We start from the raw sequence: 21,600 nt of genomic DNA, 5'->3' as shown, positions 1-21,600 counted from the left end.
TTGGCTTATACTTTACCTGAAGAACTTGTTGAGGTAATAAAGGATTACGAAAAAGGGCCCCATTGGAAATTAATGAACTTCACGGTCCAATCAATTGAAAAAGGCAAAGTTTCATTGAAGTTACCATCAAGAGAAGAATTTAATAATATAAAAGGTACAATCCACGGAGGAATTCTTGCAGCGCTATTAGATACAACTATGGGAATGGCCGCTAGAACTCAATTAACAGGAACGCCAGTAACCATTCAACTAAATATTCAATATTTAAAGCCTGCTATTAATGAACCGTTATATTCACAGGCAAAAATAATTGAGACTGGGAAAACTACCTGTTTTATAGAAGGTCATATCTACAATGAGCAAAGTGAACGTATTGCTTTTAGCACAGGGACTTTTAAAGTTAGTTAATCACCTAAATAAAATCAAAGTAAAAGGGAGCCGGATTTTAATCCGGCTCCTTCCTCCATATATGCCAAGAATCTTAAAATAGATTTAACAGTTTGTTTGATTCAAGGACCTTTAGTTCTGCTTTATTCCGTGGAATTTCACACTGCCAGTGCAGGGATTTCCTGGCGCCCCTTGTTTCAATTTGGTCGACGCTGTATGTTGTCCAGACTGCTTTTGTTTGGGACAGTTCCAGAATGGCGTATCCATGGGTGGTACTATCAAATAGTTTCATCCATGGATTTTCCAGTTTAATGATGCTTTGCAGTTCTTTTAACAAAAGCTCTGCGGTCAGAGTTGCTGCTATTCCCAGGCGGCCCTTAAGGACACCGATAAGCTGCTCGAGCACCGGGATTGGAATCGGGCTTGAGTTGGTTGGAATATTATTAAGAGTATTGCGCAATGCCTCGCGCAAATTGCTGGACGTGACCGAACCTACCATGAGTTCCACTCCAACCGCTTCGGAATCCGGGTCATTTATGTAATCCTCTTTCATCAGTGCTGCGTCAAATGTATGGAAGTCTCCTGTCAGAGCGATGACATTCTTTACATTAAATGTTTTCAAGTGCTGGGAGATTCTCCTGCGTTCTGCATCATACCCGTCCCAGGCATCCAAATTCATATGGCGACCGAGCAGTTTCAATACAGCAAATTGGACTTCGTTTCCCCATATCTTCCAGACAGCATCAGAATAGGCAAGTTTGGATAAAAACCATTCCCGCTGTTCCGTACCCAGCATGGAACGGTTCGGATTGCTGATATCATTGCAGCCGCTTGAAAAATATTTATCCGTCGTAGCAGGTCCGCATGGATGGGGGCTCCGGTACAGCCGTTCATCTGTCATAATCAGTTCGACCAGGCTGCCAATTTTAAAAGAACGATAGATTTTGATGGATTGATCGAAGGGCATTTCCTTATCAAACATCACCCTTGCCGGCATATACTCGTACCACACCTGATTGGCAACAAGCCGCCTCTCCGGGTCTGGGCTCAGGCTGTCATCCGGGGCGATTGCCGGAAAATAGGTGTCATTCGCAAATTCATGGTCATCCCAAATTCCAATCATGCTATGCCTTTCATGCAGCTTTTGCAAGTCTTCATCCTGCCGGTAAACCCGGTAAATGGTCCGGTAATCCTCAATCGTTTTAGCCTTGATTCCGCCGCTCGGCAGGATAATCTGCCTTCCTTCTATTGGGCTCTGATAAAGGGGGTCACCGACAGATTCATAGATGTAATCCCCGACATGGATGACAAAGTCAAGCTCTTCATCTGCCAAATGATTCAGGGCATTGAAGTAACCATTGGTATAATCCTGGCACGTGATATAGGCAAATTTTACGGGGCTTACGTCCGTTTCTGCTGGGAGTGTCTTGAACCGTCCGGTTTGGCTGACGAATCCGTTTTTAGTGGTGAACCGGTAATAATAGTAACTTGATGGTTCAAGATGCCCATCCACATCAAGGCGGACAATATGGTCAAAGTCCTTCCATACCGGGGTAAAGCCTGTGAGGACTGTTGTGCCAAAATCACTGGATTTACTGATCTCAACCATGACTGCCTGTCCATTTTCAATAAACTCCGTATTTTTTACTGTCCCGTTTCCCAGCCATTCGATTATATTTTGATTTGGATGCTCCGCTGATATTGCATCGATCCCTGTTATGTCAGGATCTACCCGGGTCCAGAGCATAGCACCCGACGGAGTGGGATCGCCCGACGCCACCGATTCCGTAAATCCAACACCTGCAGGGTGAACAGCTATATAGCGTGCCGCCTTTACGGGTTGGTGCTTGTTTTTGGCTTGTGCCAAACTGTTCAGCGGCGAAAGTGCACTATCCAAAGCAATTAATGCAGAMCCCGCCAAGAACGTCTTTAATAACTTCCTTTTGCCTATATCCACTTCACTTTCATGATTGCTATCTATTTTAGGGTTCATTTCCTTGCTCCTTTCTATTAAAAGATCACTTTGATAAAAGTCCTCGTCATGATAAATGGTATCAGCAGGTTGTTAATGGTAAATAAACAGCTTGTAAATAACATGTAAGATGTTTGTTATGGATGGATGCTGCACTGTTCTTCTTTTTTAGAGCGGACTATATTGTCGTGACAGATGAACTTTCCAGGCTTCCGCTGACAGCAGATGAATTTACCGGAATTCCAAATCTATAGTGATTGAATAGAAAAATAACCTATAAAGCCCACAAATTCTGGATACTTTACAGGAAAGACATAAAAACCCAATTGGACTCTCTAAAGGAGGGGCAATTGGGTTTTAACATGAAAGAAAACTGCAAATAAACTTATGTCAATATCAATAACCACTTCCTATAAAAATTAGGGAGTGGTTTTTTGTGTTGTTAAAATTTGCGTATCAAGATTTTTTGGGTGACCGACGTTTCAAGAATACAACCAAACAGAAAGTCTTTAAGCCTAATAAAGATTGTATGTTCCTCCTGAAATTTTATTTTGTTTCGGTCGTTCATCCACCGGCAGAAAGAAACATAACCAGTCCATGGAAAAAAACAATCAATAAAAATTGGAGGGAAAAAGAAATAGGCTCTTTCATTAGTAACAGAGACCTAAAAGAAAACATAATTTGTTGAAGAGAACACATCGTAACTAATGATTTCGTTTACCCAGAACTGGCATTGACTTTTCCACTCTCTATTCATGTTGTACCAAAAAAAAATACATTGGGGAGGAAAGAAATAAAATGTTACAAAATGAGCTACAAGGGTTGGCAATGGACCCTTACGAAGTTGGTCAGTTAGTTCCTATGGATCTTCAAAGCCAAGACCTGCATATGATGAGCAGACGTTGTGGAGGCTGTGGCTTCCGTTGTGGAGGTTTTGGCTTCCGATGCGGTGGTTGTTTCGGCTTCCGTTGTGGAGGCTGTGGAGGCTGTGGCGGCTGCTTTGGTTTTAGCTGTTTCGGCTTTGGCCTCGGTTTTGGCTGTTTCGGTTTCATTTAATTCTTTTGGCCGTTTGAGCTGTTTGGAGCCGGATAAATTCCTAAAGGAAAAATTAATTTGTAAATCAAAAGTGCCCTTGCGTTATTTGTCGCAGGGGCACTTCTTTATTGTTTATCATATTGGACAAAAAATCGTACATAAACTAATAATGCATATTTATATGATTATGAATAAGGAGGGGCTGTATGACAAAACTAGACTCGTCCTCACGTCTGAAGGTCAAAAGGGATACTTTTTTTCTTCCAGATCCACATGGCGGTGTGTATTTTAGAAACAACTTAAGCACATTACGAATGGAAGGTAAAACAATTTATAAGTGGATTGAAAAACTAATTCCCTCGTTAAATGGTGAGCTTACATTGGGAGAATTAACAGTGGGATTAACGGCCACTTATCGGGACAGGGTGTACGAAATAGGAGAAACGTTGTACACCAACGGTTTTGTACGGGATCTAAGCAAAGAGTCTCCTCATCAATTAAATCGAAACGTTCTTGAAAAGTATGCTACACAAATTGAATTTATAGAGAATTTCATGGAATCTGGTGCGTACCATTTTCAAGAATATCGTCAGGCGAAAGTTCTAGCTGTTGGCTCTGGTCCCTTTATGGTTTCCTTGGTTTCCGCGTTAATCGAATCAGGTCTGCCCAAAATAAATGTTATGGTCACAGATTCCATTCCTACCAATTGGCAGAGGCTAAATGAACTGGTGCAAAAGGCCCGTAAGACCGATTCTGAAGTCGAGATAAAGAATGTACCCTTTCATAAAGACGCGGGGAGCAGTTTCTGGAGAGAAGCAATACAGCCTTATGATTGTATTCTATACGTCTCGCAGGATGGCAATATAAATGAACTAAGGGATGTTAATCTGGTTTGCAAACAAGAAAAGAAGGCATTTATGCCATCCATCTATTTAGACCAGGTGGGGCTAACTGGTCCATTTAATCAACCGGATTCAGATGGAAGCTGGGAGTCCGCATGGCGCAGAATCCATCACTCAGCACTAAAAAAAGATCAACCGCGTCAATCCTTCTCTTCAACAGCGGGATCGATTCTGGCAAATGTTTCAGTATTCGAATTTTTCAAAAGGGCTACAGGGATTGCAGATTCCATTGAGAGTCATCAAATTTACATGCTTGATCTTGAAACCCTCGAAGGAGACTGGCTTTACTTCATCCCACATCCATTAGGTACGCCTACACGTGATACTCTAAGACAGGTGGAAGATTTTGATTTACGCTTTGAACAGGAAACGGACAGAAATGAACAATCGAGTGACCTCTTAGAGTATTTCAGTCGATTAACGTCAGAAGAAATAGGAATTTTCCATACCTGGGAGGAACGGAATTTACCCCAACTTCCACTTGCACAGTGCTATGTTCAAGCCGTTAACTCCCGTTCAGAGGGACCCGCAGAGCTACTGCCTGAAGTTGTTTGTGCGGGACTAACACATGAGGAAGCAAAAAAAGAGGCCGGGCTGACGGGCATTGAAATGTATGTTTCACAAATGATAAATTTGCACGATGTGGGATTCGAACATCAGAGGAATAAGGTAGGTGCGAACATACCTGAGGGATTTATAGGCATCGGTGCTGGAGAAACAATCGCAGAGTCTGTTTGTAGAGGTCTTCAAGCATATTTAGGTGAAGAATTGAAAAAGAGAAAGGTCGATCATCTGAGTACGGTATATGGTATTAAGTTGGGAGCCATAGAAGATAAGAGATGCAGATTTTACTTTAATTCCCTGACTACCTTAAATGGTGCTCTAACAATTGGTTTCAAAGAGGATGTACTAGGTTTTCCTGTGGCATGCGTAAGGTCGAATGGCCGTTTGTACAAAAGTGCAGGTTTAAATACAACATTGGCATTACGTCATGCATTGGAACAAGCGCTTTTGGAAGCTCAAAACCAAGTGAATCCTACAGTAAAGCAAGAGATGGAGTCAGTGGTTTTTCTAGAAAAAAACGAAAGCAAACTGAATATCCCATCTTGTGATGAAATTACCTCTCGGGAGCTATTACAATCGTCTATTCATGTATTAAATCGGAACCGCATGCGATTGGTAATCTATGACTTTGCCTTCGAGCCTTTTTTAAAGGAAGAGCTGGCAGGGGTGTTTGGTGTTCAGGTTCAAGAGGGGGGATCCTAATGGCTGCTTATATACTTATAGATGGTGAGGGTCTATTAGCGGAATATGTCTATGATCAATTGTCCCCAAACTATATTGTTAGGCGCCAAAGCATTCTTGAAGAGGTTCCCGAAAATACAGAATTAGTTCTAGTTCTGCACGATACCTGGAAACCACACGTTCATCAAAAAGCCGAAGAGAGGTTAAGGGGCCTAGGTATTCCATGGCTTCGAGGTTTCGTTTCGTTTGGTGAGGGAATCATTGGTCCATTTGTACGACCTGATGTACCGGGATGTACTCAATGTGCTGACATGCGACTTATGTTAGCTGGACCTGATCGTCAAGAAATGTTGGGGCTTCGGATGAAAATGGCAGCAGGAGAAGATTTACTTCGTGATGCATGGGTATCACGAACCGGACTATCGCAAATGGCAATCTTGATTAGCAACGAAGTGATGAAGATTCTTCAAGGAGAACAAAGCTGCTTAGGAGAACGGGTGTTCATTACAAATCTGAAAATGTTAACGATCTCCAGCCACTTTTTCTTGCCAGATTCGTTGTGCCCTATATGCAGTCAAATACCTAAAGACACATCTGAATTGGCTTGCATCAAGTTAGAACCTAGCCCTAAATTGAATCCTGCTGGTTACCGATGCCGTTCGATGGATGAATTAAAAAACGTGCTAGTCAAAGATTATCTGGATTATCGTACTGGTATCATGAACGGGAAAATGCAGGATTTCAGGCTGCCGTTCGCTGACGTTTTAGTGAACATGCCGTTGTTTGTTGGGGACGAGGGAGTAGCAGGTAGATCTAATTCTTATGAATTGAGTGAGCTAACTGCTATTTTAGAGGGTTTGGAGAGATATTGTGGAATCGAACCTCGAGGCAAAAGGAAGGTAATTTGTGATAGCTATCACAATTTGGGGGATAAAGCATTAAATCCTGCAAAGGTAGGCTTGCATGAGGAGGAACAGTATGCAAAGCCACAATTTCCATTTAAACCATTTCATCCTGATCAACCAATGAATTGGGTCTGGGGATATTCATTTTTACAAGAACGCCCTATTCTGGTTCCGGAGTTACTGGCCTATTACAGTTTGGGGTATGGAGAAGGATTTGTTTATGAGACTTCCAACGGCTGTGCATTGGGAGGGAGTTTAGAGGAGGCCATTTTCCATGCCATTATGGAGGTCGTTGAGCGAGACTCATTCTTATTAACCTGGTATGCACAACTCCCACTTCCCCGCCTTGACCTTAGTTCTGCGAACGATAAAGAATTGCAGTTGATGGTTAGCCGGGTTCGTGAAGTCGCTGGGTATGACCTGCATTTTTACAATGCGACAATGGAACATGAGATTCCGTGCGTTTGGGCAGTGGCAAAAAACAGAAAATCTAAGGGTGCAAACCTCATTTGTGCAGCAGGAGCTAATCCTGATCCTGTAAAGGCAGTAAAAAGTGCGGTTTACGAGCTTGCAGGAATGTTTAGGCATGGCGAAACCTTAGACAAAAATCGACAGAAATATGAAGAAATGTTACAGAATCCGTTTGCTGTACGTACCATGGAGGACCATGGCATGCTATACGGGCTGAAAGAAGCAGAAGAGAATTTACGTTTTTTATTGGATGAAAATCGTCCCTTACGTACATTTGATGAGGAATTTAAATGTCCACGGGTGAATGCTGATTTGAAGGATGATGTTGAGGATATTCTAAATAGGTTCCGAAAGTTGGACCTGGAAGTCATTGTGGTTGACCAAACAACACCTATAACCGAAAGGAACAGCTTATTTTGTGTAAAGGTATTGATTCCTGGAATGCTTCCAATGACATTTGGACATCACCTTACACGTATAAGAGGTCTTGACCGGGTGCTCAACGTCCCTGTGGAACTCGGGTTTAAAAAGCAACCGTTAACCTATGAACAGTTGAATCCACATCCCCATCCTTTTCCATAACAGCAAGAGTAGGAGGGTTTCAGGTTGGAACTAGATACATTCCTATACAATCTGCATTTTGACACTGATAAACTTCTTTCGCCGGATTGGCAACCGGATTGGGAAGACGCACCACTTCCCTATAAACTGTACCGTGGCTTACCAGAAATTCCACTTACCGCAGATGTACCGTTAACCCTCAAAGGGAGAGAAGTTCATTTAATACCAAGTCTAAAGGAGTTTGGTCATTACTTATGGTATGTATATGGTCTTACTCGATACTCTCAAGTTCCTTTCAAGGAGGGCACCGAGGAAAAACCTGCTGCAAGCTACGTCCAGTTGTTTCGCAGATTTGTTCCCTCTGGTGGAGCGTTGTATCCCAATGAATTATATGTGTACTTAAAGTTGGCGGATGTACCAGAGGGAGTTTACCACTACGATGTTGCACACCATCGCCTTATATTGCTGCGAGAAGGCAACTACGATTCCTATCTATCCAGAAGTCTTGGAAATCGTTATAATCTTTCAGATTGTTTTTGCACTGTTTTTATATCGACGGTTTTTTGGAAAAATTTTTATAAATACCATAATTTCTCTTACAGGTTACAAGGGTTAGATGCAGGCGTGCTAATTGGGCAATCGTTGGAAGTGGCGGATAGGATGGGGTTCTCAACACGGGTATGTTACCAATTTCTAGATCGTTCGATCAATCACTTGCTTGGGCTATCTGAACGGGATGAAAGTGTATATGCTGTGATCCCATTATCTATTTACAATGTTGACCAATTTAATATAGAAAAAAATATTTCTGCAACGGAATTGTCAAGGGAAGTCCCGCTGCTCAAGCATGTAACATATAACCGTTCAAAGAGAGTTATTGATTACCCAGTGCTGAAAGAGATCAATGAAGCCTCGATGTTGGAAGCAACACATTCATTTGTGAACATAAAAAAAGATGATCCACTTAACAATGCATTAGGTAAAGAGTTAATCTTTCTGCCATATACGGAGGCAATGTCATACGATTTAGCATCCGTCTGCAGAGAAAGGCATTCTCCTGATATTGATTTTATGATGGGGAAAGTCAGTCAAACAACAGTGTCCACTTTGTTAAATGAGACTTTTTCATTTTCATATCAAAAAGACTTTGACAATACCCAGGGAAATCATGATACTGGTTTAAACTTGTATGGCACTTTTTATAACGTGGAAGGTGTTAAAGATGGTGCTTACGCCTATGACAAAGGTGCACATGCACTTCGGAGAATATCTACGGGGGATTTCCGGGAGTATATGCAAAATTGTTTAACAATGCCTATTGTAAATCTGTTTCAAGTTCCACTCTGTCTGCATGTTGTTGGAGACAAGGACCACTACAAAAAGGAACTGGGCTATAGAGGATACAGAATTCAACAGATGGAAGCAGGTATACTCGTGCAAAGGCTGCTCTTGACAGCATGTGCCCTGGAGTTAGGGGGACACCCATTATTAGGATTCGACTCGAACCAAAGTGATGAACTTTACGGAGTCAATTCGATAGGGAAAACAAGCCTTATCCACATCCCAGTCGGTCCATATCATCCCCGCGTCTGGTTAAAAGGAAGTTTGAATGGCTAAGATAGACAAGAGTAATGAGCAGATTATGCATCTCACGCTGGAAGCAACGGGTAGATCGATTAGTGACCTCACTATCCTTCTACCTTTTTTTATTGTATTTTTACGAGGTGTTCCTATTGTGTTTATACAGTCAATTAACCAAGCAATTGATTCTCCATCAAGGATACCGCCATGGGGTGGGAAAAGGCCTTCTTTGGAAAGAATCTAATCGAAAGAAACCAATCTGGAACCCTAATAACCTACTATATTTATGCAACAGGTGCGTGCGATGCTTTATCAATGAAGGGTCGCTATTTTCTTATATCCTATTAAAATGAGAAGGGATGAGGAAGAAAAGGTACCACAATAAAATCGTTAACCAGTTTTAATGACGAAACGGGGTCTAAGTCACGTATAATAATAGATAAAAAAGGGGGGATATCGATGAACAGCAATACATACTTTTACAAATTCCTGGAACCAGTATCAAAAGAATTGGCCTTGCTTGCCAAAGAGCTGGAGCACAGTATTTTTACCAGCCCGAGAACGATGCTGACACACTCCAGGGTGTTTATTGAAAATATTTTGCAGCAGGTTTTCATAAGGGAAGGAATAGCCGAAGAGCCGCGGATGAATTTGAAGGATCGGCTTGATTTGTTGAATGAGAGAGGATTTTTGATTCCCGAGATTCGGGATGCGCTACATGAGATAAGGAAGGCAGGAAACCGGGCGGCCCATGATGCCAGGGTATTCCGCTATTCAGAGGCTTTGCTTGCCTGGGAAGCGCTGTACACGGTTGTCAGATGGTATGTGGAAGTGTACGGCCCGGTGGACGTCACAGTTCCTGAGTATCAGGACCCATCACCGCTAGTTGAAAAAGCATTTGATATGACCGAGCTGGAAATTAGGTTTAAAGGGTTTGAAGAGCTGCTCAGAAACCCAGTGCAAAAGCAGGAGAACAGTACGGCTTTTGACGAAGCTGCCGTTGCACTCACAGCTGAGCCGGCAGAAGAAGTGCAGGATATCCCGGGCTTTACTGCGATTCGTACTCTCATATATAAGGATCAGAAGCTGGAGGTTCCGTATTTCCTTCGCGATGCGTTTTTGCTTCCGCAGCGGTTTGACAAGTCCGAGACCTTCCTGATCAGACTTGGCGCCGAACAGGAAGCAAGGATTATGAGTGAGCTGCCTTCGAATCTGGAAGGCCTCCACCATCATGTAAAACGATACACCGAAAAGAATGACGAAACCTTTTTTAATGAACTAAGGACCTTCATTGAAGAGGAAAAACAGCGCCGAACGCTAACTCTAAAACGGCCAGGGGACCTTTTTTTCTTTTTCAAAGCCGACTATATTGTCGTGACAGAAGAGCTATCCAGGCTTCCGCTCACAGCAGATGAGTTTACCGGAATCCCAAATCTTTTAAGACAGATGAATGAAGACCAAATAGAAAGTGTTGGCCAGCTTCCCAAGGAACTGGTGATCCTGGCTAAATACGATAAAGTCGGGATTGGTATAGTGGAAAAGCTGTTTCACCAGCTTAAGAGCAAGGCGGTACGAAATGGTATGGCTGAGGATGAACTTTTACCCGAGAAAAAGAGCAGCTACAAAAAGTGGGAATCCCTCTATATTAATGTACAGCTTGGAGATAAGAAAACCGTCATTCGCGGGGAGAGTGTTCCTTCCATTTGGAAAGAAGCGCTCATCTGGATCGAAGAGAATTCCCTGCCTTTGCATCAAATGGTCGAAGAAGGGATCATCCTTGGCTCAACAGATACAGGAAAACGCTATGCCATCGCAATGGAACCTGTTCATACAGATTACAAGCCTTTTGCCCAGGTACATACCTATCATTCCAGCATAACGGGTGATACCTACTACCTTGAAACGAAAATCAACCCGCGGTCCGGGCTGGAGACATTAGGTAAGATTCTGAAACGTCTTGGAGTTCAAGTGGAGATTCCTTTGTTGAAAGAAAACTAAAGTAAATAGGGGGAAAATTTATGGGCGAAGGAACGAAAACCTATAAGCTTCTTGGACCTGACAGGAAAGTCTATGAGAGCAGCACTCCCGGCATAATTGGCGGTCACAGGAAGGGAAAGATTTATGGCCGCCTGGATTGTCCTGCCGCTCTTAGGGCAATCGCCAAGGGCGGTTATGTGACACAAAGAGTGTTCTTTGCGGATGAGGCAACGGCGATCGAAGCTGGCTTTAGACCGTGTGGAGTGTGCATGCCGAGAGAGTATGCCGTTTGGAAGCGCCAAAAGGATACCCTATAATCAGAAAAAATATTGTAGAACCTGCCAGAAGCGATTTGCACGGCTTTGATTTTCAGCCGGGAGATCTTAAAGAGTACAAAAGGCTTGAACCCGGTAATTCCTGGGTTCAAGCCTTCGTTATTCCCTTTTCCCACAAGGGGAGTGAGGTGATCTTTGTTTATCTAGCTGTCATACCGCCATCTACAACGAACTCTGCTCCTGTGCTGTAGCTGGATTCGTCTGAAGCCAGGAACATGACGAGGCTGGATACTTCTTCAGGCTTTGCAACACGGCCATTTGGAATGTATTTGGCAAATTCATTGACAGCGTCTTTTGTTTCTTCTTGGACAATCATGGGTGTTTCGATGACGCCTGGGTGTACGGAATTTACACGAATGCCATAGTGAGCCAATCCCAGAGCCGCTGCTTTGGTCATGCCTCTAACAGCGAATTTTGTATCGGTATAGCCAATGGCACCACCGACTAGACCGTTCATCGAAGAGATATTCACAATCGAACCGCCTTTTGCTTCTTTCATCGACGGGATGATCGCCTTCATACCCAGGAATACCGATACTTGGTTAATATCAACAATGCGTTTGTACTCTTCCAGAGTCAATTCCTCTATGGATTTATTTATCGTAATCCCGGCGTTGTTCACCAAGACATTTACTGGACCGAATGTTTCTTCTGCCAAAGCTACAGCTTGCTCCCAGTTTGCTTTATTAGTGACATCCAGTTTCGTAAACTTTGCATTCTCTCCCAGTTCGGCGGCGAGGGCTAGTCCTTCTTCTTCAAGAATATCCGCAATCACAACCTTCGCTCCTTCTTTGACAAACAACCGGGCGTGACTTGCTCCCATTCCGCGTGCTCCACCTGTAATAATCGCCACTTTACCAGCTAATCTGCTCATGTAAATTCCTCCTGATGGGTTTTTATTTACGGTCTTTAATATGTTTTAAAAGCTTTTCCTGAATTTTAAAATACTGATTGATTTCTTCTTCATTTAAGGCCTCAAAATGCTCCATGAATAAGGTTCTTCCAATCGCCTGTGCTTCTGAGAGTGCTTTTTCACCGGACGGGGTAATCTGCAGTTGAATGACGCGGCGGTCTGTTTCGTCAAATACTTTTTCAGCAAGCCCCAAATCAAGGAGCTTTGCAGCGATATTGGTCATGGCCCCTTTTGTATAGCCGAGTTTGTCGGCTAAATCCACTTGCTTTTGTACCCCGTTTGTTTTTAAATCCGATAAAACAAGAATCGGAGAAATCCCCAGAGGGTAGGGAAAGGCTTTTGTGAACTTGATAATATTTTCATTATTGATTTTATCAATCATATGAATGAGTTTAAAAAGGTCTTTTTCTCGCAATTCATCTTCTCCTTATCCAGATAAGCAATTTCGTTCCCAATCCCAGCCGCAACACCAGTAAGGATTAGTTTGCTCATCTCCCTTCAAAAGTAGTTTAACATTAAACTATCTGTATATAGTTTAGCACTAAACTACTTTTTTTGGCTAGAGGCAGTTTATTACAAATTGTTACCTTGTATCAAGCCTCTTCTACAATGCCCGTACTAACACAAGATACGATAAAGGATGGTTGGGTTCATACCCGTGATATGGGGTACTTGGACCAAAACGGATATCTTTTCCTTGTGGATCGCAAATTAGACATGATTATCTCTGGAATATTTATATTTATCCTCGTGAAGTGAAAGAAGTGCTTTACCAACACCCGGCCGTTCAAGAGGCAGCTGTCGTTGGTTTCCAGATAAAAAGTGGGTGGAAGCGGTCCAGTTACCTACAAAAACCCTTTTCAAAAAGGAATTTTACATTTTTTGCAGAATTATAGGAGATAAGAAAGATTCCATTTCGAATCAAGCAGAAATATGATTCGAAATGGAATCAATCTTTTTTTCAGTATTTTCATGCTCATTGGGGGAATAAAAATGACAATCCAATCCATCCATGCAGAAGATTTATCAGAATGTATGAAACTTGACCGGATTAACAAGGCGGATATTGAAAACATTTTGGTTTCCATTTTTCAATCAAGCTATGATGGCATTTTTGTTGCAGATAAAGAAGGCGTCGGCATCATGGTAAATGCCGCGTATTCGAGGATTACGGGCGTCACGAGCGAAGAATTGCTTGGAAAGAATATGAGGACGGTGGTAAAAGAGGGAATCGTGTCGGAATCGGTGACTGTAAAGGTGTTGGAACAGAGGGCACCCGTGACGATTATCCAATCCGTTCGAGGAAAGGAATTACTGGTAACCGGAAATCCAGTCTTTGGTCAAAATGGCCAAATCGTCTATGTAGTGACCAATGTAAGGGATATTTCGGACTTGAATCAGATGAAAACCGAACTGCTTCACTCGAGAAAAATGACCGATCAATACATCAGTGAAATCCAGGAATTAAGAAAAAGGGAATTAATCCAGATGCATCTGGATGGAGTTGTTGCTCAAAGCCAGGAAATCATGAAGGTGTTCCATCTGGCAAGAAAGGTGGCCAAGGTTGACTCTGGTGTCCTTATTTTAGGAGAATCCGGTGTCGGAAAAGAAGTTATCGTCAACTACATCCATCAAGAAAGCGACCGGGCAGCGAAGCCATTAGTAAAAGTAAACTGCGGGGCAATCCCCCATCATCTGCTGGAATCCGAATTGTTTGGCTATGAAAGAGGGGCCTTTACAGGGGCAAACGGTCAAGGAAAGCCTGGTTTATTTGAACTGGCCAATGGGGGGACGATTTTTTTGGATGAGATTGGAGACATGCCAATCGACCTCCAAGTCAAGCTGCTACGGGTGCTGCAGGAATTTGAAATCATGCGTGTAGGTGGTACAAAAAGCATTAAAATTGATGTGAGGATTATTTCCGCCACTCATATGGACTTAGAGAGAATGGTCGAGAAAAATGATTTTCGGCGTGATCTTTACTATCGGCTGAATATCGTTCCCATCAAGGTTCCCCCTTTAAGGGATAGGAGGGTGGATATTGTCCCGCTCGCCTTCTATTTTTTAAAACGAACGAACGAAAAGAACACCTTGAACAAACGTTTCCATCCTGAAACTCTCCAATTGTTTGAAGCTTACAACTGGCCCGGAAATATTAGGGAGCTTGAAAATCTGATTGAACGGCTGGCGGTCATGGCCGACCTGGATGAAATATCAATAAAGGATTTGCCGACCTATATGTTACAAAGTGTGGGGATGATGAAATCGGAAACAGGCAAACTGAAAGAAACCGTAGCGAATCTGGAACGGAAAATGATAACAGAACAGATGGAACGATTGAAAACCACCCGGCGTGCGGCCGAGGCATTAGGGATCAGTCAATCTGCGCTAGTCAAAAAAATGAAAAGGCTCGGGTTAACTTTTTGATGAATAAAGGAATCAAAATTCTGAAAAGTCAGCAATTATTTGCTGGCTTTTTTATTTTCTTTTACATAATAGCTTTATGACTTCAGTAAAAAAGTAGAAAATAATCTATTTTTGGAAAATGATGTCGAAATATTTATAATGTTTTGTCTAATTATGACTTTGGCACGCAAATTGCAATTAGGTAAAGTGGACTCATCAATAATAGGTCCATGTATAAGAGGGAAAGGGGACGAAGGGATGAACATACCGAGTTTTCATCTTAATGGAAAGGTTGCGCTTGTGACAGGGGGAAGTAAAGGCATTGGTTATGGCATGGCCCATGCATTAGGGCATTATGGGGCCACACTGGTTATTTCCAGCCGTGGAAGAGAGGAAGGGGAATATGCTGTTTCACAGCTAAAGAAAGAGAAGATTGAAGCTTCCTATCTTCCTTGCGATGTAACGAAAAAGGATCAAGTTGAAGCCCTGGTTGGCCAAATTGTCGAGCAGCATGGTTCGCTGGACATTTTAGTGAACAATGCCGGGATGAATATCCGCAAACCACTTCCGGAAGTAGAAGAAAGTGATTGGGATACGGTTTTGGATGTTAACCTTAAAGGAATTTTCCTGGCAGGACAGGCTGCCGCCAAACAGATGATCAAACAAAATTATGGGAAAATCATTAATATTTCTTCCATTCTCGGAAGTGTTGGAATGCCGTTTCAAACTTCCTATGCTGCCAGTAAAGGTGGCATTAACCAATTAACCAAAGTTTGGGCGGACGAATTAGCTCCTTATAACATTACGGTGAATGCGATTGGACCGGGCTATATCAGCACACCGATGACAAAAGAGTGGCTTTCTGATCCGGAAAGATCGGAGAAAATCATTAACTCCACCATGATTAAACGAATCGGCGAAACATCGGACCTTGTAGGACCTGTCGTATTCTTCGCTTCCGATACTTCAAAATACGTGACCGGGCAGGTGCTGAATGTTGATGGAGGATGGACGGCAAGATAAGCCAATCGTTTTAGGAGGTTTTAATATGAAGATAATCAAGGAAACGCACTTTAATCGGAAAGTTAAAGTGTTTCAAAACCGTCCCAAACATCTCTTTGCGATGCTGGAGGAGTCGGCTGCAAAATTTGGAAACAAAGAGGCCCTGGTCATGGATGGAGTCCGGTTAACGTATCAGGAAATGAAGGACAAAGTCGAAAAGATTGCCGGAAATTTGCAAAAATCGATGTGTGTGAAAAAAGGAGACCGGGTCGCGCTTTTATTGGGGAACAGCATTGAGTTTTGCCTGCTTGTGTTTGCCTGTGCCAAATTAGGGGCCATCGTCGTGCCGCTAAACACAAGATTAAAAGAAAAAGAGCTTACCTATATGCTAAAGCAATCCGGCAGCAGGCTGCTGTTTGTTGATGATGAATTCCTGCATAAGGTCGAAGCGATGAGAGATGATGAATCCATTCCCACTGTTCAATATTTCTTTTTAATTGGAGATCAGACACCAAAGCGAAAGGATTACCTCCCCTATGAAATCGTCGAACAAGCCTCTTCTGTCCAGGACGTACCTATGTCGGAAGAGGAGCCATTATTTATTATGTATACGTCCGGGACGACCGGCCTGCCAAAAGGCGCTGTCGGCAGTCATTTAGGGGCGATCCACAGTTCGATGAATTATGAAATGGTGTTACATACCAACCAGGAAGCGAAGACATTAATCGCTGTTCCGCTCTTCCATGTAACCGGGTTGATTGGCCAGCTTTTTCACATGGTACGAGTTGGCGGGACGTCTGTCATCATGAAGAGATATCAAACCGAGGAATTCATTGAGTTAACGGTGGAGGAACAGGTTAGCTTCCTGTTTAACGTTCCAACCATTTACATCATGATGATGGCGCATCCCAACTTTTCTTTATACAACTATGAAAATGTAAGGTTTATTGCTTATGGGGGAGCGCCGATGTCTTCGGAAACCATCTATAAGCTGAAACAATGCTTCCCGAACGCCAGCCTGCATAATGCCTATGGAGCAACGGAAACCTCGTCACCGGCGACCATTATGCCTAAAAGTTATCACGAAAGCAAAATGGATTCAGTCGGGCTGCCAGTCCCGGTCGGAGACATGATCGTCGTAAACGAAGAAGATGAACTGTGCCTGCCGGGAGAAGTCGGTGAATTGTTCATTAAAGGCCCGATGGTTGTCGAGGGCTATTGGGACAATCAAGAGGCCAACCGCACATCCTTCCTGAACGGATATTGGAGGTCAGGGGATTTGGCCAGGATCGATTCCGATGGGTTTGTCTATATTGTCGATCGCAAAAAGGATTTGATTAACCGCGGTGGTGAAAAAATCTTCTCTATCGAAGTAGAGAATGTCCTTTATAATCACCCAAAGGTATTAGAAGCCGCCGTTGTCGGTATTCCTGACGCGCTGTTTGGCGAAGTGGTCAAAGCCGTCGTTGTTCCAAAGATTGGCGAAACCCTCGATCAGGACGAAATTCGCGAATTCGTAGCCGCAAGACTAGCCAATTATAAAGTTCCTAAACTGATCGAATTTGCCTCGGAACTGCCCAGGAACCCAGGTGGAAAAATCTTAAAAAATGTATTAAGAACCCCCAAACAATCGGAAATGAATCCTAGGGAGGAAGTGTGAAAATGTCTACTGTTATGAAAAAAGCATGGGGATATCGGTATTGGGTTCTAATCATCCTTTGGCTGGTCTACATCATTAACTATTTTGACCGAATGGCGGTTCTAACCTTTTTGCCTTATATCCAACAAGATTTGAATTTAACTCCAGTCGAAGTCGGACAGCTGGCTTCCGTGTTTTTCTTTGCCTATGCAGCCGCGCAAATCAGCGCCGGTTTTCTGGCTGATAAATTCGGCTCAAAAAAAGTCATGTATATTGCCGTCATCGTCTTTACATTCGTCACCGCATTAACCGGAGTCGTGAAAAATTTCGCCCAGTTTATCGCACTTCGAATCGGCTTGGGTCTTGGAGAAGGACACCATTTCGCACCTGCAATCCGTGCCATCAATAATTGGTTCCCATTTAAAGAACGAGGGCGGGCCGTCTCATTCTTTGCGACATCATGGGCAGTGGCACCAGCCATCGTCCCCGTCATCGTCACCAGTATTTCCATTTACTTCTTTGACGGTGCCTGGAGACCGGTATTCTTCGTTCTGGCCATTCCAGGTGTACTTGCCATCTTCCTGTTATGGCGTTTTGTCGCGGATTCTCCAAAAGAGATGATTGAAAAAGGGAGATTAAGCGAGGATCAGGAAATAGAGGAAAACAATGTTGGTCCAGTTAAAATAACGAAGGAAGAAAAACGAAAAAGCTACGGAGTTTTCCTTAAGGATCTTAATTTCTACGTCTTTACCTTGTGTTTATTTTGCCAGCTGGCTGTTTATTGGGGAACATCTACATGGTTAACTTCGTTCCTGGTGACACAGCATGGGTTGAATTTAAAGGAAATGGGTCTGTTCGCATCCGCTCCCTATATTGTCGCATTCTTTGCGATGATGCTCGGAGGCTGGCTGATGGATAACGTCGTTCATCGCATGAAGCCGGTGGCCCTGATTGGGTATCTTGGAAGCATTCCAGTGCTATGGATGCTTGGTTCCGTCGATAAAGGCAATACAGGTATGCTGCTGACATTGCTCTTGCTGGTGGGCTTCTTCGTTAACCTGAACTTTGGCTCCATCTATGCCTATTTGCCAAAACGCTATCCTAAAGAAATTGTTGGAAGTGCCACAGGGCTGGCAAACGGAATCGGCCAAATGGGTTCCTTTGTCTCGCCGCTGATTGCTGGTTATCTCGTGACCGTTGGTGCCAATGGAACACAGGATTTTAGCAAGGTCTTTATCTTTTTTGCGATTGTGTCCGCTTTAGCAGCGTTATGTGCCTTTATTCTAAAGGAAAACAAAGACACTCAGGTATCATCCAAACTGGATGAACAGAAATCAGTCGTTTAAGTGCTTATTAAAGAAACGGGGGATTGGAATGACGGGCAGCAGAACATATGACCCATATGAAGCATGGAAAAAATGGATGAATAGCTGGGAAAAGCAAGCAAATGATGCGATCCAATTTTGGACAAACAGTTCTGACTATGTAAAGTTCTCGCAGGGAGCAACGGATTTGCAGCTGCGGTATATGGAGATGTTTCAAAAAAATCAGCAGCTATTGATCAATCAGTTTCAGTTGCCGACGAAACAAGACCTCGCCAATGCAACGAAGCTGTCGATACAAGCAGAGGAAAAACTGGAAGCATTGGAAGAAGAATTTTGGAATGTAGAGGATTCCATCGAATCCGCAAATAAGAAGCTTGATCGTTTAACCGAGGTTTCCCGAAGCATCAACAAGCAAATCAAGCAACTTAAAACAGAGCAGGAACAAGACAAAAAAGAGCGGCAAAAGGTAGACGAGATTCACTTCGAACTCATTGAGCTAAAAAGGGAATTAGCCGGGATGAATAGCTTAAAAGAGGAGATTGCCAGTCTCAAAGCACAATTGGCAGAAGCTAATGTGACCAAGGAACGTGAATTAGTACCGTTATCCAAATGATAGGAAGGAGGAATCATGTTGGCAACAGCAACGAGCACCACTTTTAATTATCAAAAAGAAATCGAGCGTTGGACAGAATTTACGAATGCGATTATCGGACCTGAGCCTAGTTCCAATAACACCCCGAGAAAACTTGTTTGGAAAAAAAATAAAGCAACGCTGTGGCATTATGCCCCTGAGGAAAAGAAATATGACATACCAATATTTATGATTTATTCGCTATTTAATACTCCATCGATCCTCGATTTTGCCCCGGGATCAAGTGTGATGGAAGGGTTAGTAAACAATGGCTATGATGTCTATTTATTGGATTGGGGAATTGCCGGATACGAAGATAAAGAACTGAATATTGAAAACTATATCGCCGACTATATTTCAAAAGCGGTAAAGCGCGCGTTACGGCATTCAAAAGCGGAGGAAGTGTCGGTCATAGGCTATTGTTTGGGCGGAACATTCGCGGCAATGTATGCCGCGATTGCGGAGGAACCGATTCGAAACCTGGTTGTTGCAACCGTTCCGATCGATTTTAGCGTTTCAGCGCTTCCGGATAAATGGGAGGAAGCACTGAAAGACAACGGATTCAAAGCGGATCGGCTGATCGAGGTATACGGAGTGATTCCGCCTGTTTACGTGGAGGCGATGTTCCGGTCGGTGACGGCACCGATTTATAACAGTCCGTACGTCAACCTTCTGGCTCGTGCAAATGATAATGTGTTTGTAGAAAAGTGGAAGCGGATGAATAAATGGAATAGCGGCCATGTACCGTTAACTGGCGGCGCCTTTCGCCAGTTGACCAACGATCTTTTTAAAGAAAATAAGCTGGTAAAAGGCGAATTCACCATTCATGGCCAAAAGGTCGATTTAGGAAAAATCACCGCAAACATGCTGGTGGTCAGTTCGAAAAACGATACGCTGATTCCGGAAGGCCAGAGCCTGCCATTAATGGATTTAGTGTCAAGCAAGGATAAAACCTACTTAAGTGTGGAAGCCGGCCATGTCTCGCTGGCGATGACGGGAAAATTAAATGGAATTTTGGAAGATTGGCTTGGAGAGCATTCACAGTAATACTCCATATTGACTAACTGCCCGTTTGAGGAAATTTCTCAAACGGGCGGTATGATCAATAACCTAAAGGGAGGAATCTTTATGGCTGTTATACAATCAAAGGTTTTTGACAGAATTGACGAAAAGGAAGCAGTTCAATTCTTGCAATCGTTAATTCAGGTGAATAGTGTGAATCCGCCAGGAAATGAAAAAAATGTCGCCGAGGTGATCCAAGCTTTTTTACATTCGACGAGTCTTCAGGTGGAATTGGATGACCTGGGGGACAACCGGGCGAATCTATTCGTTACATACCCGAATGGGGGAAGTGATGATCCTTACTTGGTATACAGTGGTCATTTTGATACCGTTCCGACGGGAAAGGTAAAGTGGGAGCATGACCCGTTTTCCGGGAAGGTGGTCGCTAATAAGGTATACGGCCGCGGGACAACGGATATGAAAAGCGGGGTCGCGGCGATGATCCTTGCTTTGAAGTATTTGGATGAGGCCGGAGTGAAGCTAAACGGGAAGCTGCAGTTTGTCGGGACAGCGGGTGAAGAGGTAGACGGATTTGGTGCGAAAAAAGTAGTGGAAAAGGGACAGATCGACAAGGCCACCGCCTTAGTGGTATCAGAACCGAGTGAAAATCAACTTTTCCATGCCCATAAAGGCTGTTTATGGCTGGAAATCACCACCTACGGAAAAACGGCCCATGGTTCGATGCCTGACAAGGGAATAAATGCGGTTCTAAAGATGAATGAAATCATCAACCTTCTGCAAACCTATCAGTTCCAATACACGCCACACGCGGTTTTAGGCCATCCGACGCTGAATATCGGAACAATCGAAGGCGGAGTCAAAACGAATGTGGTTCCTGACCAATGCAAGATGACCATTGATATCCGAACCGTTCCCGGGCAGAGCAATGAGCAAATTTTAAAAGATATTGAGGAATTGGTAGCGTCTACTGCCGCCGATTATGAGATTACTGTCTTAAACAGCATGGCATCGGTGGGCACAGACGAATCTGATGACTTTATAAAGCTTGCGATCGAGACAGGAAAAAACCATCTGAACCTGGAATTGAAGCCAACAGGTGTGAATTATTATACGGACGCATCCGTTTACACCCCGCACCTGCAGGTTCCCACCTTCATCTTTGGTCCAGGAATCCCGACACTTGCCCATCAGCCAAATGAATATGTCGAGATCGATAAGTTCATCGAATCAATTCACTATTTTATCGCGCTGGCAGTTGATTATTTGGGGGAAGAGTAGCAATTGAATGGT

17 protein-coding genes and 1 pseudogene are annotated in these 21,600 nt (G+C 43.3%); 15 read left to right on the top strand and 3 right to left on the bottom strand.

What is annotated here, in order from left to right; all coding sequences use genetic code 11:
- Positions 1-408, top strand: a complete 408-nt coding sequence (locus tag ADU22_RS18145) for a PaaI family thioesterase (RefSeq protein ID WP_053363423.1) — start codon at positions 1-3, stop codon at positions 406-408.
- Between the two features lie 73 nt (positions 409-481).
- Here ADU22_RS18145 and ADU22_RS18140 read toward each other — a convergent pair whose 3' ends face one another.
- On the bottom strand, positions 482-2,380 hold the full coding sequence (locus tag ADU22_RS18140) for an alkaline phosphatase D family protein (protein ID WP_053363422.1): 1,899 nt from the start codon (positions 2,378-2,380) through the stop codon (positions 482-484).
- A 777-nt stretch (positions 2,381-3,157) separates the two neighbouring features.
- Between ADU22_RS18140 and ADU22_RS25555 the strand changes: the two genes are divergently transcribed.
- The 6 genes from ADU22_RS25555 to ADU22_RS18105 all read left to right on the top strand — a co-directional run bounded on the left by ADU22_RS25555 (position 3,158) and on the right by ADU22_RS18105 (position 11,353).
- Positions 3,158-3,415 carry a heterocycloanthracin/sonorensin family bacteriocin gene (locus ADU22_RS25555; RefSeq protein WP_082252914.1) on the top strand — a complete coding sequence of 86 codons (258 nt, stop codon included), beginning with the start codon at positions 3,158-3,160 and terminating at the stop codon, positions 3,413-3,415.
- Positions 3,416-3,600: 185 nt separating this feature from the next.
- Positions 3,601-5,562, top strand: coding sequence for a putative thiazole-containing bacteriocin maturation protein (locus ADU22_RS18130; protein WP_053363420.1), 1,962 nt, complete (start codon positions 3,601-3,603; stop codon positions 5,560-5,562).
- Positions 5,562-7,499 (top strand): TOMM precursor leader peptide-binding protein, encoded by a 1,938-nt coding sequence (locus ADU22_RS18125; RefSeq protein WP_053363419.1) that lies wholly within the window; start codon positions 5,562-5,564, stop codon positions 7,497-7,499. Before ADU22_RS18130 ends, ADU22_RS18125 begins: the two co-directional genes overlap by 1 nt.
- 24 nt (positions 7,500-7,523) lie before the next feature.
- Positions 7,524-9,095: a SagB family peptide dehydrogenase gene (locus ADU22_RS18120; protein WP_053363418.1), complete on the top strand. Its 1,572-nt coding sequence runs from the start codon at positions 7,524-7,526 to the stop codon at positions 9,093-9,095.
- Between the two features lie 423 nt (positions 9,096-9,518).
- Complete coding sequence (locus ADU22_RS18110; RefSeq protein ID WP_069188013.1) at positions 9,519-11,057, top strand: DUF4145 domain-containing protein; 1,539 nt, start codon at positions 9,519-9,521, stop codon at positions 11,055-11,057.
- Between the two features lie 20 nt (positions 11,058-11,077).
- Complete coding sequence (locus ADU22_RS18105; protein WP_053363416.1) at positions 11,078-11,353, top strand: Ada metal-binding domain-containing protein; 276 nt, start codon at positions 11,078-11,080, stop codon at positions 11,351-11,353.
- A gap of 157 nt (positions 11,354-11,510) precedes the next feature.
- Here the strand turns inward: ADU22_RS18105 and ADU22_RS18100 are convergent, their stop codons facing one another.
- Together ADU22_RS18100 and ADU22_RS18095 are read right to left on the bottom strand one after the other, a co-directional pair.
- Positions 11,511-12,245 carry a glucose 1-dehydrogenase gene (locus ADU22_RS18100; protein ID WP_053363415.1) on the bottom strand — a complete coding sequence of 245 codons (735 nt, stop codon included), beginning with the start codon at positions 12,243-12,245 and terminating at the stop codon, positions 11,511-11,513.
- A gap of 22 nt (positions 12,246-12,267) precedes the next feature.
- Positions 12,268-12,699, bottom strand: a complete 432-nt coding sequence (locus tag ADU22_RS18095) for a MarR family winged helix-turn-helix transcriptional regulator (protein ID WP_053363414.1) — start codon at positions 12,697-12,699, stop codon at positions 12,268-12,270.
- A gap of 215 nt (positions 12,700-12,914) precedes the next feature.
- Between ADU22_RS18095 and ADU22_RS25285 the strand changes: the two are divergent.
- The 8 genes and pseudogenes from ADU22_RS25285 to ADU22_RS18060 form a co-directional block, all read left to right on the top strand.
- Positions 12,915-13,093, top strand: a pseudogene (locus tag ADU22_RS25285) (class I adenylate-forming enzyme family protein); the annotation flags it as partial.
- A 184-nt stretch (positions 13,094-13,277) separates the two neighbouring features.
- Positions 13,278-14,711: a sigma-54 interaction domain-containing protein gene (locus ADU22_RS18090; protein ID WP_053364643.1), complete on the top strand. Its 1,434-nt coding sequence runs from the start codon at positions 13,278-13,280 to the stop codon at positions 14,709-14,711.
- Positions 14,712-14,948: 237 nt separating this feature from the next.
- A complete protein-coding gene (locus ADU22_RS18085; RefSeq protein WP_053363413.1) occupies positions 14,949-15,713 on the top strand; it encodes an SDR family NAD(P)-dependent oxidoreductase in 765 nt (254 codons plus the stop codon).
- Positions 15,714-15,738: 25 nt separating this feature from the next.
- A complete protein-coding gene (locus ADU22_RS18080) occupies positions 15,739-17,352 on the top strand; it encodes a class I adenylate-forming enzyme family protein (protein ID WP_053363412.1) in 1,614 nt (537 codons plus the stop codon).
- Between the two features lie 2 nt (positions 17,353-17,354).
- Entirely contained in the window at positions 17,355-18,677 is a 1,323-nt protein-coding gene (locus ADU22_RS18075; protein WP_053363411.1) for an MFS transporter, read from the top strand.
- A 28-nt stretch (positions 18,678-18,705) separates the two neighbouring features.
- Complete coding sequence (locus tag ADU22_RS18070) at positions 18,706-19,269, top strand: hypothetical protein (RefSeq protein ID WP_053363410.1); 564 nt, start codon at positions 18,706-18,708, stop codon at positions 19,267-19,269.
- Between the two features lie 15 nt (positions 19,270-19,284).
- On the top strand, positions 19,285-20,334 hold the full coding sequence (locus tag ADU22_RS18065; protein WP_082252912.1) for an alpha/beta fold hydrolase: 1,050 nt from the start codon (positions 19,285-19,287) through the stop codon (positions 20,332-20,334).
- A gap of 81 nt (positions 20,335-20,415) precedes the next feature.
- Complete coding sequence (locus ADU22_RS18060) at positions 20,416-21,588, top strand: M20 family metallopeptidase (protein WP_053363409.1); 1,173 nt, start codon at positions 20,416-20,418, stop codon at positions 21,586-21,588.
- Positions 21,589-21,600: the final 12 nt, after the last annotated feature.

The sequence above is a fragment of the Bacillus sp. FJAT-27251 genome (genome assembly GCF_001273925.1).
In the GTDB taxonomy this organism is placed as follows: Bacteria; Bacillota; Bacilli; order Bacillales; family Cytobacillaceae; genus Mesobacillus_B.
The sequence above is the reverse complement of the archived record's forward strand: the minus strand, read 5'-3'. Positions and strand labels throughout refer to the sequence as shown.